The organism is Rhizobium sp. T1470 (genome assembly GCF_042140505.1).
Lineage (GTDB): Bacteria > Pseudomonadota > Alphaproteobacteria > Rhizobiales > Rhizobiaceae > Rhizobium > Rhizobium favelukesii.
This window is the reverse complement of the sequence record NZ_CP148092.1, coordinates 431,341-446,955: the sequence shown is the minus strand read 5'-3', so window position 1 is coordinate 446,955 and position 15,615 is coordinate 431,341. Positions and strand designations below refer to the sequence as shown.

At 55.3% G+C, this 15,615-nt stretch carries 13 protein-coding genes and 2 pseudogenes; 8 read left to right on the top strand and 7 right to left on the bottom strand.

Going from position 1 to position 15,615, the window contains the following annotated elements; translation table 11 throughout:
• Positions 1 to 11 precede the first annotated feature (11 nt).
• The 3 genes and pseudogenes from WGT02_RS23235 to WGT02_RS23225 form a co-directional block, all read right to left on the bottom strand.
• Positions 12 to 434 (bottom strand): annotated as a pseudogene (locus WGT02_RS23235) (hypothetical protein); the annotation flags it as partial.
• A 64-nt stretch (positions 435 to 498) separates the two neighbouring features.
• Positions 499 to 1,332: an IS5 family transposase gene (locus tag WGT02_RS23230; protein WP_208246952.1), complete on the bottom strand. Its 834-nt coding sequence runs from the start codon at positions 1,330 to 1,332 to the stop codon at positions 499 to 501.
• Positions 1,266 to 2,933, bottom strand: coding sequence for a peptidoglycan-binding domain-containing protein (locus WGT02_RS23225; RefSeq protein WP_208246950.1), 1,668 nt, complete (start codon positions 2,931 to 2,933; stop codon positions 1,266 to 1,268). The genes WGT02_RS23230 and WGT02_RS23225 overlap by 67 nt, the downstream gene beginning before the upstream one ends.
• Before the next feature lie 423 nt (positions 2,934 to 3,356).
• Here WGT02_RS23225 and WGT02_RS23220 point away from each other — a divergent pair.
• Positions 3,357 to 4,417, top strand: a protein-coding gene (locus tag WGT02_RS23220; protein ID WP_208245220.1) for an IS630 family transposase whose coding sequence is annotated in 2 segments (ribosomal slippage) — positions 3,357 to 3,849 and positions 3,849 to 4,417 — 1,062 coding nt in all. Because the reading frame shifts where the segments join, the coding sequence is not laid out codon by codon here.
• Between the two features lie 386 nt (positions 4,418 to 4,803).
• On the opposite strand, the gene WGT02_RS23215 is transcribed toward WGT02_RS23220, so the two are convergent.
• Positions 4,804 to 5,864 (bottom strand): IS630 family transposase gene (locus WGT02_RS23215; RefSeq protein WP_112334090.1). Its coding sequence is split into 2 segments (ribosomal slippage): positions 4,804 to 5,372 and positions 5,372 to 5,864, totalling 1,062 coding nucleotides; the frame shifts between segments, so codons are not numbered across the junction.
• A gap of 103 nt (positions 5,865 to 5,967) precedes the next feature.
• On the opposite strand from WGT02_RS23215, the gene WGT02_RS23210 reads away from it, so the two are divergent.
• Positions 5,968 to 7,275, top strand: a complete 1,308-nt coding sequence (locus WGT02_RS23210) for a hypothetical protein (protein WP_208246948.1) — start codon at positions 5,968 to 5,970, stop codon at positions 7,273 to 7,275.
• 361 nt (positions 7,276 to 7,636) lie between these two features.
• On the opposite strand, the gene WGT02_RS23205 is transcribed toward WGT02_RS23210, so the two are convergent.
• Complete coding sequence (locus tag WGT02_RS23205; protein ID WP_208246946.1) at positions 7,637 to 7,813, bottom strand: hypothetical protein; 177 nt, start codon at positions 7,811 to 7,813, stop codon at positions 7,637 to 7,639.
• A gap of 456 nt (positions 7,814 to 8,269) precedes the next feature.
• Between WGT02_RS23205 and WGT02_RS23200 the strand changes: the two genes are divergently transcribed.
• On the top strand, positions 8,270 to 10,294 hold the full coding sequence (locus WGT02_RS23200; protein WP_208246944.1) for a hypothetical protein: 2,025 nt from the start codon (positions 8,270 to 8,272) through the stop codon (positions 10,292 to 10,294).
• Here the strand turns inward: WGT02_RS23200 and WGT02_RS23195 are convergent.
• Positions 10,183 to 10,467 (bottom strand): LexA family transcriptional regulator, encoded by a 285-nt coding sequence (locus WGT02_RS23195; RefSeq protein WP_225039569.1) that lies wholly within the window; start codon positions 10,465 to 10,467, stop codon positions 10,183 to 10,185. The two genes, WGT02_RS23200 and WGT02_RS23195, sit on opposite strands and share 112 nt — an antisense overlap.
• 28 nt (positions 10,468 to 10,495) lie before the next feature.
• Between WGT02_RS23195 and WGT02_RS23190 the strand changes: the two genes are divergently transcribed.
• From WGT02_RS23190 to WGT02_RS23180, 3 genes are all read left to right on the top strand, one after another.
• A complete protein-coding gene (locus WGT02_RS23190) occupies positions 10,496 to 11,611 on the top strand; it encodes an IS630 family transposase (RefSeq protein WP_208245192.1) in 1,116 nt (371 codons plus the stop codon).
• Between the two features lie 95 nt (positions 11,612 to 11,706).
• Positions 11,707 to 13,284, top strand: coding sequence for a hypothetical protein (locus WGT02_RS23185; protein WP_024318163.1), 1,578 nt, complete (start codon positions 11,707 to 11,709; stop codon positions 13,282 to 13,284).
• A gap of 58 nt (positions 13,285 to 13,342) precedes the next feature.
• A complete protein-coding gene (locus WGT02_RS23180; RefSeq protein WP_024318162.1) occupies positions 13,343 to 14,377 on the top strand; it encodes a patatin-like phospholipase family protein in 1,035 nt (344 codons plus the stop codon).
• A gap of 135 nt (positions 14,378 to 14,512) precedes the next feature.
• On the opposite strand, the pseudogene WGT02_RS23175 reads toward WGT02_RS23180, so the two are convergent.
• Positions 14,513 to 14,690: pseudogene (locus WGT02_RS23175) on the bottom strand (DUF3606 domain-containing protein).
• A gap of 161 nt (positions 14,691 to 14,851) precedes the next feature.
• Here WGT02_RS23175 and WGT02_RS23170 point away from each other — a divergent pair.
• The gene (locus WGT02_RS23170; RefSeq protein WP_029710602.1) at positions 14,852 to 15,106 is read left to right on the top strand and encodes a DUF982 domain-containing protein; all 255 of its coding nucleotides are present in this window, start codon (positions 14,852 to 14,854) and stop codon (positions 15,104 to 15,106) included.
• Between the two features lie 160 nt (positions 15,107 to 15,266).
• Positions 15,267 to 15,560: a hypothetical protein gene (locus WGT02_RS23165; RefSeq protein WP_225039978.1), complete on the top strand. Its 294-nt coding sequence runs from the start codon at positions 15,267 to 15,269 to the stop codon at positions 15,558 to 15,560.
• Positions 15,561 to 15,615 lie beyond the last annotated feature (55 nt).

The following is a 15,615-nucleotide window of genomic DNA, read 5'->3' as shown; positions in this document are numbered from 1 at the left end:
ACGCCACTTGCCTATCGCAGCACTTCATCTCCAGGCATCACCGCTGTAAGGAAGCGGTAAGAATGGTTGGCAAGGTAGCGAGGATCGGCCTTTATCAACTGCATGAACTTTCTGTGCCCATCCTTTGTTCGCCCGACCAAACAGCCAGCGCTTGTGCGACCAAGGTCATCTTTTGGCGCGTCGTAGCCCCAGTGCTGATTGATCGCGAACAGACCGGTGTCTAGTTCATCGCCAGTTCTCTTGAAATCCTTGTTCAGGTCGCGACAAACCGTAATGGGCTCAACTTGTACCAGAGCCTCGTGTGCTGAGGCCGAGTTTGGATGATGGGTTCCGACCACCCATGCCTTGTACTGGTTGAAAGCGATCCGGGCAGCGCCTTTTGGGTTCATTGGGTTCACTGTCCAAAATTTCCCGGGTTCGGTGGTTCCTTCCCATATGGAATTCTGCAGTTTTACCTGCCCATCAGCTCCCACACTAAGAGTCGGACTCGAAAAGAGTTCAATGGTAACAATACCTTGCGAGACGTCTAGTGATGAGGCGGATATGGGCGATCATGATCCATGCCTCGGCTGAAGCGATGGAGTTTTCGACGTCCTTCGCCAATCTCCGGCACCTTCCAAGCCATGCAAATGTTCGCTCGACGACCCAACGGCGTGGTAGCACTTCGAAGCCTTTGGTCTTGTCGCTGCGCTTGATGATTTCGACCGTGAAGCGACCGACCTTCTTCAGCTTCCGTTTCAATTTGTCGCCCGCATAGCCACCGTCGGCGAAAACATGCAGCAACCATGGCCATCTGTGACAAATGGATTTCAGTAAATCGGGAGCGCCATCGCGGTCCTGGATATCGGCGCTGTGAACCATGAGGCCAACCAGCAGGCCGAGTGTGTCGACGACGATATGGCGCTTGCGGCCCTTGATCTTTTTGCCGGCGTCGTAACCTCGAATGCCGCCGCTTTCGGTGGTTTTGACGCTTTGGCTGTCGATCACGCCTGCCGTAGGACTGGCCTCTTTGCCTTCCAGTTCGCGCGCCGCCATCACTAGATGGTGGTTGATGCGGGCCCAAAGCCCAATACCCCGCCACGCATAGAAGTATCGCTGAACCGTCGAGCACGGCGGAAAGTCCTTTGGCAGCATCCGCCATTGGCAGCCGGTCGAGGCGATATACAAAAGCGCATTCATGACCTCACGCAGCACCGTTGTTCGCGGTCGCCCAAGTCGACGGGGCGCAGGTAGGAGCGGCTCGACAATTCGCCATTCTCTATCCGTCATATCGCTTGCATAGCGTGCTGCTCGCCGGGCATATTGCCGACGGGTGGTTTCGGTCCAGGCCATCGTGAACTCCATCGAATCTTCGCAAATCCGAAGGAATCACAACCTGTTGAAATCACCCACTTCTTTTTGAGGCAGCCTCTAAAGAAAATCCGGAGGTCGTTGAACTTATTGGGTGCATCGTCATTCAGTGTTCCGTCCTGGTTCGCACCTTCGAGATAGACGATGTTCTTGCAATCCGGATGGCGAGAAATGAAATACTTTCTGTTTCGCATGTAGCTTATAACTTTGTCGAACCAGGTTCCACTCGCAGCGATCTCGGGAAGGAGAACGGCTGGGGAAATAAGTCGCTCGGCCACAGATCGGTTGAACCCATTTTTGAGCGAGATATTGTTGCTCGCACAGAACTCGGTCAAAGCCCAAGTTGATACCGGTCCAAAACTTCCATCGGCGGGAGGATCGAGGTAGCCTAGCTCGGACAGCCGCCATTGCACGGCCTTTGCTAACCCGGTATTGCGGCTCATCTCTGACAGGACGATGGGCGTGCCATCGTATTGAGAAAGTTCTTTGGCTGCATCGCTTCCTAACAAAGGAGCTTCGACATCAGCTGCCTTTCTATAGCGTTCCGGCTGAATATGCTCTTGGATGTAGCTGTTAAGCCAGTTTCGATAGGCCTGTGCGGCATTACCGCCGGCGGCATCGAGGTATTTCTGGGCCTTCGTCGAACCTACTTGTTTCGCCAAATCGCTGAACGTGTAGCCCTTGTTTCCCCGCAGAAAAGCCGTCGCGCCCCCAAGGCCTTCGTGGTGCGCAAGATAGATGAACTGAGCCTTTTCGTCGTCACCTGTCTCGTCGTCGACTAGGCCAGCGGCAATGAGGGCCTTCAGGTTGGAAGCTCCGTATTCTGCTGCCGCGACGATTGACATTTTCGGTTCGAACCGCAGCTTGAGCAATTTGTCTTCGCTGCCAGGAGATATCGCGTTGGCGTCGGTGACATACCCTTCGCGCCTCGCATGTTCATTCAAGTAAGTTCGGCTTTTTTTGGCTTCTCCGAGCCAGGTCGCGGCCAGGAATTGGGTTAATCCGGCTGCGGTGCTCGTGGAAGCTTTGCTATTCCTATCCCATTCACCATTTGCGAGCTTTGCGGCCTCCGCGTTGATCACTGCCGCTAGGGCCGCCGCGTCTATTTCAGTTCGCTCTTCAGCGAGAAGCAAGTGAGGCCGATAAACATCATTTACTCCCAGCACTAACTCACCCGCAGCTTCTGGCTTGGCATCGGCGTCTCCCTTTGGGACCGTAGGTGACGATGTTGAAGCGGTGTTCAGCCACCCTGACTCGACCGTTCCGTCCTCGATCAAGACATCGACCTTCTGCCACGGCGGCAGCGACAGACGAATAGTCAGGATTGAGCCCTTAACGCTTCTGGACTGGCCATCCGGTTCGTCGAAGAGATCAAATGTTATAGCTTCTGACTTTTTAAGAATGGCGGAGTGAACCCAGCCAAGAAACTGCCGGCCATCGCGAAATAGCGAGATTTTCATCCACGGTCCGATCTCCCGCAGGGCCGAGACCTGTTCCCCTTCCAAAAGTCCCGTAACGTCGATGGAAGCATCATCAGGGTCCGGTCGCAGGACCGCAGCTTCGGCAAGCGTATAATCAACCACAATCGCCCTCCCCGGGCGCAATGTACGCCCAAGCCTTGTTCGCCTGCGTTTAATATGGTACTTTTTGCAACCTACTCGCAAAAGTTACTTATGTCACGCAGAAACCTTCTTATAGAATACCGTAAGAATGTCTCGCTCGCGCGACGGAGACTGGTCTATGTTTCAGCAATAGATCGAATGGCTGACTTAGGCTTCGTTTTTAAAAGAAATCATCTCCGTGTTATTGGCGCGGTAGTCGGCACGTAGGAGATGTTTGCCGTGAGAGTTCCCGTTAGCTCACGAGTTGCAAGCATTCGTAGTGACATCATTCAGCGCTTCGATAGCAGGTTTCAGCCCTCATACCAGCGTGAGCGATCTCTGACTCTTTTTGAGGTTTCCAAATCAGTTGAGTTCTGAATCAATACCGCAAACGGAGGTTTGCGGATGACATCAGGAATTCCACTGCGCGATGACTTCGACGGCTTCGCTCTTCGGGCGTTGGCCAAAGGCACGAAGGATGCGGCACAGGCTCGGCGGCTTCTTGCCCTTGCCGAAATCTATGATGGCCATTCCCGCAGCGATGCGGCCAGGATCGGAGGCGTGACCCTGCAAATTGTCCGCGACTGGGTTATTCGCTTCAATGCGCGTGGCCCGTCGGGGCTCATCAATGGCAAAGCACCCGGCAATCAAGGAAAGCTTTCCGACGTGCATCGCCAGGCTTTGGCAAAGATCGTCGAAAGTGGCCCGATACCGGCGGTGCATGGCGTTGTGCGCTGGCGGCGCAAGGATCTTGCTCAATGGCTGTTCCAAGAATATCGGATATCCGTCGATGAAACGACCATTGGCCGCGAATTGAAGGCGCTCGGCTTTGCAAAGCTGTCTGCCCGCCCGCGCCATTACGCCCAGAACGAAGGCGACCTGGAGAGTTTTAAAAAAAGTTCCCCGCCACACTGGCAGCCATCAAAGGCAGGCTCCCGAAGAACGTCGAGATTGAGCTCTGGTGGGCCGACGAAGCTCGGATAGGCCAAAAGAACAAGATCACCCGGCGATGGGCACGCAGGGGAACAAGGCCTTCGGCACCACACGATCAACGCACGATGTGGACCTATATCTTCGGCGCTATCTGCCCCAAGAAGGGCAAAGGTGCGGGTCTCGTTCTTCCCTACTGCGACACCAGCGCCATGAACCAGCATTTGATCGAAATCAGCCAGGCCGTCGATGACGGCGCTCATGCCGTGCTGATCGTTGATCAGGCGGGGTGGCATGTCACGCCGAAGCTCGATGTGCCCGACAACATCACACTGCTCTTCCTGCCGCCACGCTCGCCCGAATTAAATCCCGTCGAGAACGTGTGGCAATTTCTGCGTGACAACTGGTTGTCCAACCGGATCTTCAAAGATTACGAGGACATCGTCGCCCATTGCTGCGACGCATGGAACAAGCTGGTCGCTCAGCCGTGGAAGATCATGTCGATTGGAATGCGTGACTGGGCGCACCGGTTTTGATTAGCGCTCGTTGGTATCAGACGTTGCGGGTCCCAAACAGCTATTGGAGGCCTGGTCCGCAAAATACTATTTGAATCTAAATTCAAAGTTGCTAATATAAATTGAGTAACAGGAGCGCGACCGATGACTAGGATTGTATTGGCCTTGGTCGTCTACAGCATAACATTTGCTACACCCTGCGCGTTCTTTCCACATTGGAACGCGACGCTAGTCATGGCACAAGCATGTCCGAATGGTGTTTGTCCCAATAGATGAGGCGCGACAATGGCCGAATTGGTGTCGTCACTCCAGTTCTGGGTCGGGGCTGCGCTATTGATGTGCTTCCAAATTGGCAAGTACGGTGAGCTAAACGACCAAGATGACGACCTAATACCAACATGCATTGATCAAAACCGATGCGCCCACTCGCGCAGTCCAATGGACATTATCTTCCAGGGTTGCGCGACGAGTTTGTTCCAGGCGGCACAGCAGTGAGCGACGATGTCCTCGTAGTCTGTGAAGATGCGGTTCGACAGCCAGTTGTCCCTCATAAACTGCCAGACGTTTTCGACAGGGTTCAATTCAGGCGAACGCGGCGGCAAGAACAGCAATGTGATGTTGTCAGGGACGCTGAGCTTCGGCGTGACGTGCCATCCGGCTTGATCGAGGATGAGGACCGCGTGAGCGCCGTCATCGACTGCCTGGCTGATTTCCAGCAGATGTTGATTCATGGCGTCGGTATCGCAATAGGGCAATACGAGGCCCGCGCCCTTACCTTTCTTGGGGCAGATGGCACCGAAGATGTACGCCCACATCGTCCGTTGATCCAGCGGCGCTGAAGGTCGGGTGCCACGGCGAGCCCATCGGCGGGTGATCTTGTTTTTCTGACCTATGCGCGCCTCGTCGGCCCACCAGAGTTCGATCTCGGTATTCTTCGGGAGGCTGCTTCTGATGGCTGCCAATGCGGCAGGGAACTCTTTTTAAAAGCGTCCACTTCGGGTTCATTCTGGGCGTAGTGGCGCGGCCGGGCAGACAGCTTGGCAAAGCCGAGAGCCTTCAATTCGCGACCAACCGTGGTCTCGTCCATCGAGATCCGGAATTCCTGGAAGATCCATTGGACCAGATCCTTGCGCCGCCACCGAACGACACCGTGGATAGCCGGGATCGGACCACGCTCTACAATCTTGGCCAAGGCCTGGCGCTGATCATCATTCAGCTTGGGCCGATTGCCGGGAGCCTTGCCGTTGAGGAGCCCGGCCGACCCGTGCTCATTGAAACGAACGACCCAGTCGCGAACAATCTGCAAGGTCACGCCCCCGATCCGGGCCGCATCTGTACGCGAGCCGCCGTCATAAATTTCCGCCAACGCCAGAAGCCGCCGCGCTTGAGCGGCATCCTTGGTCCCTTTCGCGAACTGCCGCAGAGCAGGACCATCAAAATCATCGCGCAATGCAATCGCCGAACCCATTGCAAACCTCCCGTTTGCCCCATGGATTCAGATTTTCACCGATTCGGGAATCCCAAGTGAGTCGCACTCTGCGCTCGCTGGTATAAAGCCGTGGTACGGCGCAGTGCCGAACTTGCGCGTCCGGCATTTCCTTGGGTTTCAAAAGTACCTCGCAACGCTCTTGCTGTTTCTTGCAGTCACCTTTGCCGGATATGTCATTGCCTGCCTCGTCTCTCCGTCAATCATCTCCGGATGGCTGCGTGTCACGGCAGAGGCTGACAAGATGAAGGCATACATCGACTCGGTGCCCTACCCGCTCTTCATTGCCGCTGCTTTCATGGGTCTGACCAACCAGTCAATTCCGGGCTTTTCGAAGATTGCGAACCTTCAGCGAGACGTGTTCCATGAACTTGTGGGAGTTCCGCGGATCGTGGCGACAACGGCAACTGACATTTCAGTTCAGCTCTGGGCCAAGCTTCCTACCGACGCCGATCGACTAAGAGAGATTGAACTCTGGGCTAGCCCGACCTGGGAGGCCTCCATACGTAATATCGCCGACCTCTCCTTCTACGACGCGGAACTCAAGCGACGCTCCAACTCCTTTACAAACTTGAAGAGCAAGTCGTCAGCAGAATCCATGGCGCTGTTTAGGGAAATGATCTACGTGATGGCGATCGCAGCCGTCAGAAAAGATGGTGGCGCCGCCTTGCGGACACTCGCCTCCAGGCTTGGAGTGGATCTTCCGCCCAAGCCCAATCCGTTTAGAGGCTTGATAGTTGCTGGGCTTTTTTCGATCGTTGCCTTGTCGGTGCTTTGTTTCGCTGTTCCCATGCTCGCGCCGATCGTTGACGCCCTGAACGGAGCGCAGCCACTCACGTTCTGGCCTAATGGAGGCGAAGCTTTGAGGGCGTCGAGCATATACGTGGTAGCTCAATGCTTCCCGGTACTCTTGGCTTCCACGTTCCTTTTCCTGTCGCTGCCACCAGGCGCCGCCGGCACGGAAATTACCGTCAGGAGCCTCACAGAGAAACATGCAGGGAAACTCGTGCTCATTATTCTGCTAGTTCTGGCATTCGATTATGCTCAGCTGATTTCCGATTATGGAATCTATAATCCCGCGCTGACGTCGTCACCTGGCAAGATCTTCGGTGGATGGCTGCCTTATAACATTGTTCACTCGATCATTTCCGTGGCGATCTGCGTGGTGCTGCTTCATTATGTGGCTCGTGGCCAAGCAAAGACGCCAGGTGTGTCAACCGCATATATTGCGGTAATGACGGGGGTCGCGATCGCGACCGCCAGTTTTTATGCTATAATCAGATTACGCTTCGACTTCAGAGTCCCACTAGCCTTCGATTACATATTGATTATTGGTCTGTTAAATGCGGTAGCGGCAATGATCGCGCTCTTCATGTCGCAGTCGCTCTACTAGATGGCAAGACAAGTTGAACAGATACCTCGTGTGGTGGAGCCAGTCCCGAGCCCTCCTTCTGGCGCGATAGCGAAACCGGCGATACCAACACCTTAAACGGTACAGTAACATAGCAACGGCCTATCCTCGACGTTGCCTGGTGGGGCCGAACCCGCTTCGCTTGGCAGGACGAAGTTCGATGCGCTTAGTTTGCCACTTTGGGCATTCACCTTCGCACCCACAATCAAGGCTAAATCGTCCACTCCTGTAAGGGTACTCGTGCCAGGACGGCGGGTCGTCGACCTGAAGATTGGCGTCCTGCTGCCAAGCCCCAACCAGGTGGCGCTCGGGTTTGAATAGATAGCCCGATCCATCCGGAAGCTCAATCGAGAAAGGCACTGCGTCCAGCGCGGGGCGGATTTTCAGGCATCAGGAAGCTGATGGTCGTGTCAACGAACTCTACGGGTCCCGATTTCGCATTTGCACGAATGTCGTACGCGGCGTCGCGTAGCTTGTCCGGATAACCAGCATGACCAATGACGCCGCCATCAAAGATCATAGCGAGCCTTTTCCACGGCCGAGTGAAGCAATTGCACTCGAAGATCATCAAATCCTCGACGTGACTTTAAAGTTGCTTATCCGGCCGCCACTTCGAACTGAAGGGCAAACTCGCTTTCCATTCAGAGCTACCCCCCTCTCAGCGTAACCAACTAGGTTGTTGCGGTGTTGAAGACCCGGGAACCGCTTCTTCGTTTGCAACTCGCCGGCGTTCAGGAAGTCGAGCGTAGATGACACCATTCGAGCTGCTGACGGTCGCGCCGACAGCTTTGGGGGCGTCAATATTGACAGCATTTCGCCTTGGAGAACTGCAGCCAATATTGACGGCCCAACGTAATTTCCGACGGGCGTATATTACCAAATTTACAGTACGCCGTAAGTTGAATTCAAAGCTCCCATTATGCTCGCTCAACTAGAAGATATTTGCTATATTCACCGGAGGCAGAGGGTCAAACCAATGGCTGACGGAAACTATCCGCAACCGGCAATGCGCCGGCTACGTGTTTACGCATTCGATCCGCAAGCATCCACTAGACTGGATAGTGCTGGGGTCAATGTTGCTACGATCAAGCTTCCATGGGAGCAGCCTTATGAGGAGCCTCTTTGCCCCGGGCCCGTCAACGATTATTTGGAAGTAATCGACGTTGATCCCGTCAGCGGGCAATTTTACGAAGCTGTCGACCTCAACGATCCATATCTGCTGGCACAAGATGGCTTGGCTCCCTCAGAAGGGGATCCGCGGTTTCATCAGCAGATGGTTTTCGCCGTCGCCATGAAAACTATTCGGACGTTTGAACGCGCCCTCGGTCGCCGTGTATTCTGGGCGCCGCGTTACGTTCCCAAGTCCGAGCGTAAATCCAAGAGCGATATCTATAGGCCAGTGCGTAAATTACGCATATATCCTCACGCGCTTCGCGAACCAAACGCCTATTACAGCCGCGAAAAAAAGGCGCTGCTTTTTGGATACTTTAAGGCCAACGCTCAAAGCGCTGGGGCAAGCTGGGTGTTTACAGCCCTGTCTCACGATATCATCGTACATGAGATGACACATGCAATTCTCGACGGGTTGCATCGCCGTTTTGCGGAGCCGACAAGCCTCGACAGCCTTGCTTTCCACGAAGCCTTCGCCGACATTGTCGCGTTGTTCTCGCACTTCACGCTTGAGGAGGCCGTACGAACGCAAATCGTCAAGGATGGGGGGCGCCTTGACAACCGGTCGCTGTTGAGCGGCCTCGCTAAGCAGTTTGGGGACGCGATTGGTCGGGAAGGAGCTCTTCGGGAGGCGATCGACGAAGAGCCTGGCAAGGCCGCTCCGATCGTGCTCACTGACGACATGACAGAGCCACACGAAAGAGGCTCCGTACTCGTGGCAGCAGTTTTCGATGCCTTTCTGTCGATCTATGAGAAGCGGACCGCCGACCTTCTACGCATTGCCGGCATTCGACCCAATGCCCAACACGCGCAAGACCTTCATCCCGACTTGGTGACCCGGTTGACACGCGAGGCGAGCAAGTCAGCTGAGCACGTTATGCGGATGTGTATCCGCGCTCTCGATTATATGCCCCCGGTTGACCTACGCTTCGGTGACTTTCTGCGAGCCATCATTACGGCTGACCAAGATCTTGTTCCCGATGATGTGCTGGGCTACCGGCTCGCAATCATCGAAGGATTTCGCAGGCGGGGCATCATGCCGAAGGACTGCCTGTCACTGGCGCCGGACAGCCTGCTTTGGGAGGCACCACAGCATGTTCTTTCAGTTGACCGTGATCTGATTAAGCTCGATCTTGAAGCAAAATTCAGCCGCGAGGAGGCAATCAATGTTGCCGAAGCAAACGCGCTGGCTGTCTGGAAGTGGATGATCGAATCGGACGATCTGCATTCTGGCAATGGAATGCCCCTGACCCCAGACGCATCTCAGGATGCGAAATGGCAGGAGGTTTGTGGCGTCGTCTTCCACCGTGATCTCATTCCCAGCGACAACCGCGAGACCATTCTAAGCCGACCGAAACTAAAAAACGGCGTGAGCCCAGGCATTGAAATTCATTCCGTTCGAACCACACGGCGTACGGGGCCTGATGGGCAGGACCTGCGACAGCTCATCATAGAGATCACTCAGACAAGAAGGGGCTTTTCTGATCGCGACGTTCAGATACAGCAAGACTGTCCCAGTGCGGGCAATGCCCCCCAGGCGGCGGAGTTCACGTTCCGCGGTGGCGCTACGCTGATATTCGATCTTCGTGAAAGGAATCTTCGCTACACTATTCGCAAGCGCGTGACCGACGACGCACGGCTTGATGCACAACGAGACTTTCTAATCAATCAAGGCATTGGCCAACTAGTACCGCGCCACAGAGATTATGACGGGTTGGGTTATCGTAGAATGGGCAAGTCTTCTGGTGGGATGAGAAGTTGGATGCTGCGTGCTGCGCCTGGCACGCGGGATATAAATCCTGCCTTCTCGAGGGTCAGCACCATCTGGTGAACAGACGGAGCCGTAACGGCGAAGTGGCGACGCATGTCGGCTTCGGCCGGAGGCTGTTTGAAGATGCGGCTGTAGGCGTAGATGAAGGCCAGGTACTGGCCTTGGACTTGCGTAAGGCCATGTCTTGCCGTTGCGGCTTGCGGGTCAAGTGAGGGACTCATTTTCGGATTCATCTGCGTCTCCGCGCTGAAGGAGGTGTCGATGAATATAAAGTTTCACGTAGAGCTTAGCCAATCGGAACGTGATCAACTGGCCGTTTTGTTGAGCGGGGGACGCCATGCGTCGCGCAAGATCAAGCGCGCCCAGATCCTGGTGGCGGCGGACGAAGGCTTCAGCGACGAGGTGATCGCGGCAACCTTGAACGTCAGCGGATCGACGATTTACCGGACCAAGCGCCGGTTTGTGGAAGCCAATCTGGAAGGCGCGCTCAGTGAAGAACCGCGCCCGGGTGTTGAGCGCAAGCTATCGAGCAAGGAGGAGGCGCTGTTGGTGGCGACCGCCTGCTCAAAGCCGCCGCCCGGGCGAGCCCGCTGGACCCTGGAGCTTCTGGCCGATGAGATGGTCCGACTCACCGATCATGACGAGTTGTCCTCGGAGACCGTACGTCGCCGGCTGGCTGAGAATCATCTCAAACCTTGGCGCAAAGACATGTGGTGCATCCCAAAGCTCGATGGGGAATACGTCGCGCGCATGGAGGATGTTCTCGACCTCTACGCAGAGACGCCTGATCCACAAAGGCCCGTGGTCTGCTTCGACGAGAGCCCGACCCAACTCATCGGCGAAGTGCGCGAGCCCATTGCGGCCAAGCCTGGCCAGCTTGAACGCTACGACTGCGAGTATCGCCGAAACGGCACGGTCAATCTGTTTGTCTTCATGGACGCCCACCAGCCCTGGCGCAGGGTGAAGGTCACCGATCGGCGAACCAACCAAGACTTCGCCCAGTGCATGCGCGAACTGGTCGACGTCGATTATCCCGACGCCCCGATCATCCGCGTGGTGATGGACAACCTCTCCACCCATTCCGCCGGGGCGCTTTACGACGCATTTCCAGCCCCGGAGGCTCGAAGGGTGCTGAAGCGACTGGAGTTCCACCACACGCCCAAGCACGCCAGTTGGCTCAACATGGTCGAGATCGAGATCGGTGTCCTGCGCAGCCAATGCCTCGACCGTCGTATCGACAATAAAGACACCATAATCGCCGAAGTCGCAGCCTGGGAGCAGCAACGCAACGCTAATGGCGCAAAGATCCAATGGATGTTCACAACCGAAAAAGCCCGCCAAAAGCTCCGCAAAGCTTACCCCGTCAAAGAGTCATAATCTCTGTGGCGCGGCACTAGGTTTTGCTTACACGGAAGCCGACACCCTATCCGGCTCGAGCGAACCTTTTGCACTCGTCCACCGCGGAGCATGAGATGTCCAAGCTCAAGTCCCTTAAAATCAGGATGTATCGGGGAATCCTCGGCGACTGCTTCCTACTTCAGACGACCGTCGTTGACGAAGGCAATGAGGAAGTTCGAAAGATCCTTATTGATTGTGGTGTTTTGCAAAACATTCCTTCGGGCGAAGAATTGATCCGCAAGCTTGCTAGAGAGGTTGTCCAGGAAGTTGGGATTCTCAAGTTGCAGGAGATTGTCGCAGGCCCCGAGCGAATCTCAGCGGTCGTAGATGATTTGATAGAGACTGTCGGAAGCCGGATCGATTTATTGATCCTCACACATGAGCACTTTGACCATCTTTGCGGCTTTGCTGTTAAGAAGGATGTGTTCCTCGACAAGAATCTGGAGATAGGTGAGCTTTGGCTCGCTTGGACCGAGGATCCAAATGACGAACAAGCGAAAACATTACAGGCTCGGTTCAACAAGGGCCGACAAGCGCTTATTTCTGCCGTGAAGCTTACCGAAACACTCGGTGCGGATACGCCTGCGCGTTTACAAAGCGTGGCTTCGCTCGCAGCATTCGCCGGCCCCGGCGACCAGCCGAATGCTTCCGACGAAGAGAAAGCAAGCGGCCGGATGAGCACGGGTGCGATTATCCAGATGATGAAGAACAAGGTCGGCGCGGCCAAGACGCGATATCTCGAACCAGGGGAAGTGATCGATCTAAAAGCATTCGGGCTTATAGCATATGTCCTTGGTCCACCGCGGGACGAAACACTCTTAAAGAAGGATTCGCCATCCAGCCAAAACAGCGAAGTCTACCTGATGCGACTGGATGCTGTCGCGGCCGTTGAAAGTAGCCTCGCGTCACAGCTAGCACTTCAAAAAGATGCAGACGCACCGGCATCGACAAATGACGGAACCCCGTTTGCGCGACCACATCAACGCCCGTTTAAGAGCCAGGTCACAGCAGAGGCATACGGACCCGAGACATTCGCTCGGGCACTCTATGCCGATCCAGCGGAGAGTTGGCGGACAATCGATGACGAATGGTTGGGTGCAGCGGAAGCTCTCGCGCTCAAAATGGATTCGGATACCAATAATACCAGCCTCGCGCTTGCTTTTGCGCTGCCCGACGAGCAAGTCCTGCTTTTTCCAGGCGATGCTCAAGTGGGCAACTGGCTCTCTTGGAACAACCAGACCTATCCGCACACTGCAGCGAAAGGCATTACCCCTACCACTGCAGAGGAACTACTCAATCGTGTGACCTTCTACAAGGTTGGCCATCACGGAAGCCACAACGCCACACTCAAGACGCTTGGGCTTGCGAGGATGATCGATCCCCGACTAACCGCCGCAATTCCGGTTGTAGAAGCCGTCGCAGCCATACAAGGCAAGGGTCGTTCTGAGCCGGGGGCGGGATGGAAGATGCCGTACGGCAAGATGTACGACGACCTCCAGAAGCGCACAAAAGGCCGCATCTTGCGCGGCGACGGTGACATTGAAACAGAAACGCTTGCTTTCCAATCCAATCCCACCCACCCGGAGAGGCCTGTAACGGTGACATATGAGGCGAGTGGCCTTTGGACTGAACTTCACTTGCCGCTTGAGTGAGCATTTGATCACAACGAAAACGACCATCATCGGCAGCTAACTAAAACGGGGAACGACAATGTCTGTGAATGTAAACGGGAGCCAAAAGAAGATCGGCCTTGCTCTTTCCGGTGGTGGCTTCAGGGCGGCCGCATTTCATCTCGGAGTGTTTACGGAGCTCAATGCTCTAAAGCTGCTCGACAAGGTGGATCTAATCAGTTGCGTTAGTGGCGGCAGTATTGCGGGAGCGTTCCTAGCGACAAACTGGGGACAGCCCGACGTGCTCGATAAGCTCAAGAAATATCTAACCACCAAATCGATCGCGATCTCCTCCTTTGTTGGCGGCCTCCTTAGTCCGTTCGAAAGCCGCTTGGAAAAGCTAGCTGAGACATATGACCGCGATCTTTTCTTTGGCAAGACGCTCTCTTCTCTACGGAACGGCCCCCGCATTTATCTGAATTCGACTAACCTCGCGACGGGCAACATGTTTTTCTTCGTTGCTGGGCACGCCCTTGCCGATGGCGAAGACACGGGAGAGACAATCGGAGAACATGAGAGCGGAACGGTTGCCGCGAGCGAGTTTCCAATTAGCCGCGCAGTTGCCGCCTCTTCAGCTTTTCCGCCAGTATTCCCTCCCCTGCGAATTGATGCTGACATATATCCAAACGCAATGACGGAGTACGTTACACTCACGGACGGAGGCGTTTATGACAACCTTGGCGTAAACCCACTCCTACGCCTGAAACGAAATCCTCTGGACTATTGCATTGTCAGCGATGGTGGCCTGCCCTTTGCGGTCAGTAGCGAACCTACGGAATCGGGAACCATCGTTCTAAGGGCAGCGCTGAATATCCTGATGGAGCAGGTACGAGGACTGCAGTTTGCTCGCCTTCAGCTGTCCTTCGATGCCCAAAAAGGGCCGAGACCGCTCTGGTTTTCGATCGACAGTGCAATCGGACAGGAGCGCGACGGCGATGCCGCGTTTGCCTCTGCGATCGCAACTGATCTCAAAGCGCTCAGTGCACCTGAGATGGACGTGCTGATCCGGCATGGCCGATCGTTGGTGCGCGCTCGCTTGACCCAGTATGCCGCTGAGTTGTTGGCGCTCGAATGAAGAGATGCGAGCGAACTCTTTAGTAGGGCGCCTTGAAAGACGATCCCGAGTTACAGGCGATGTTCTTTCCCGGCTTTGTCTCACGGATAGCTGGAACATCGTCCCGTGCTCGCTGAGCTGGATACAACCCGTATCTTATTTCAGCTTTGACGCTGCCTTGTCAGCCGCGTCACGGTCGGAACCGTGCTGCTTGATTATGCGCTTCGCGCCTCGAAATGCCATGCTTCTTTGCGAAGTAGGCCACCTCATACGGTTCGCTCGCTGAGACACGGTTTCGATCGGCCGCTCCGCGCTTGAACTTGTCATCTGTCATGCATGATCTCCTCTTGCCGAAGCAGAACGCCTGAAGGAATCCAAAGTTCCAGACGCACACCGACTGCGGCGGAACCTGTCGCCGTGGGCAGAGTTCGATGAGATCGCCTTACGAAGTCCAGGCGATCGAGAGCATCATGGAACAGTGAGCCTGTGTCGGGGATGGGATGGTTGGTCGTAATCGTGAGACGCAACGAGGCGGTCTACGCGATCGCCTCGGCAGAAGAGGCGCTCGGCCTATTATTCTCTGATTGGCCAGTTAACAGCGGGCTCCCCTTCATTCTGGCGATGGAAGCGTGCGCAGGGGCCGCGAGGGGCGCCATTGCCGAAGAAGAAGCGCAGTTCGCCTTTCTTGCCGCCGCGATGGATGCGCAAGTCCCATTCGACTTCCCTAGCAACCCAGAGTTTCGCGATTAACTGCGTCATCGGACAAAGCCGCACGTGCTGGACAGCAGCATGGTCTTGGACTGACGCGGAACAAAAGACCGGCAATCGCATTTTAGCGATCAGAGGCTTTGCCTCGACCTTTCCTTGTCTTCAACACTAGCTCCGCTGTCATGGCGGAGCCTCTTTCGCGATGGCAAACGCGATGTTCTTCATGGAGGATGTTGTGATGTCTCGAAAACAATTCAGTCGCCACGATGAACCCTTGGATTCTGATGACCTGCGCAAATGTCGTGCAGTTCTCGATGCGATTTGCGGAGACTTCAGAATAGAGCCTGGCTCCGAAGAGGCGAATCGCATGGCCGCGATGACCATCGAGCTTTATCGGCAGGGCGTGCGCGACGTGAAGCAGCTGCAGCAGATTGTCGATGCCGCACGCGGTCTCAATCTTAGCCGAGAGGGGACCAGGGGGTTCGGGAAGTTCTGAAATTCGCTTTAAGGCCTCTTTAAAGGTCTACATGCTGCCTCGAGTGCCTTCGACG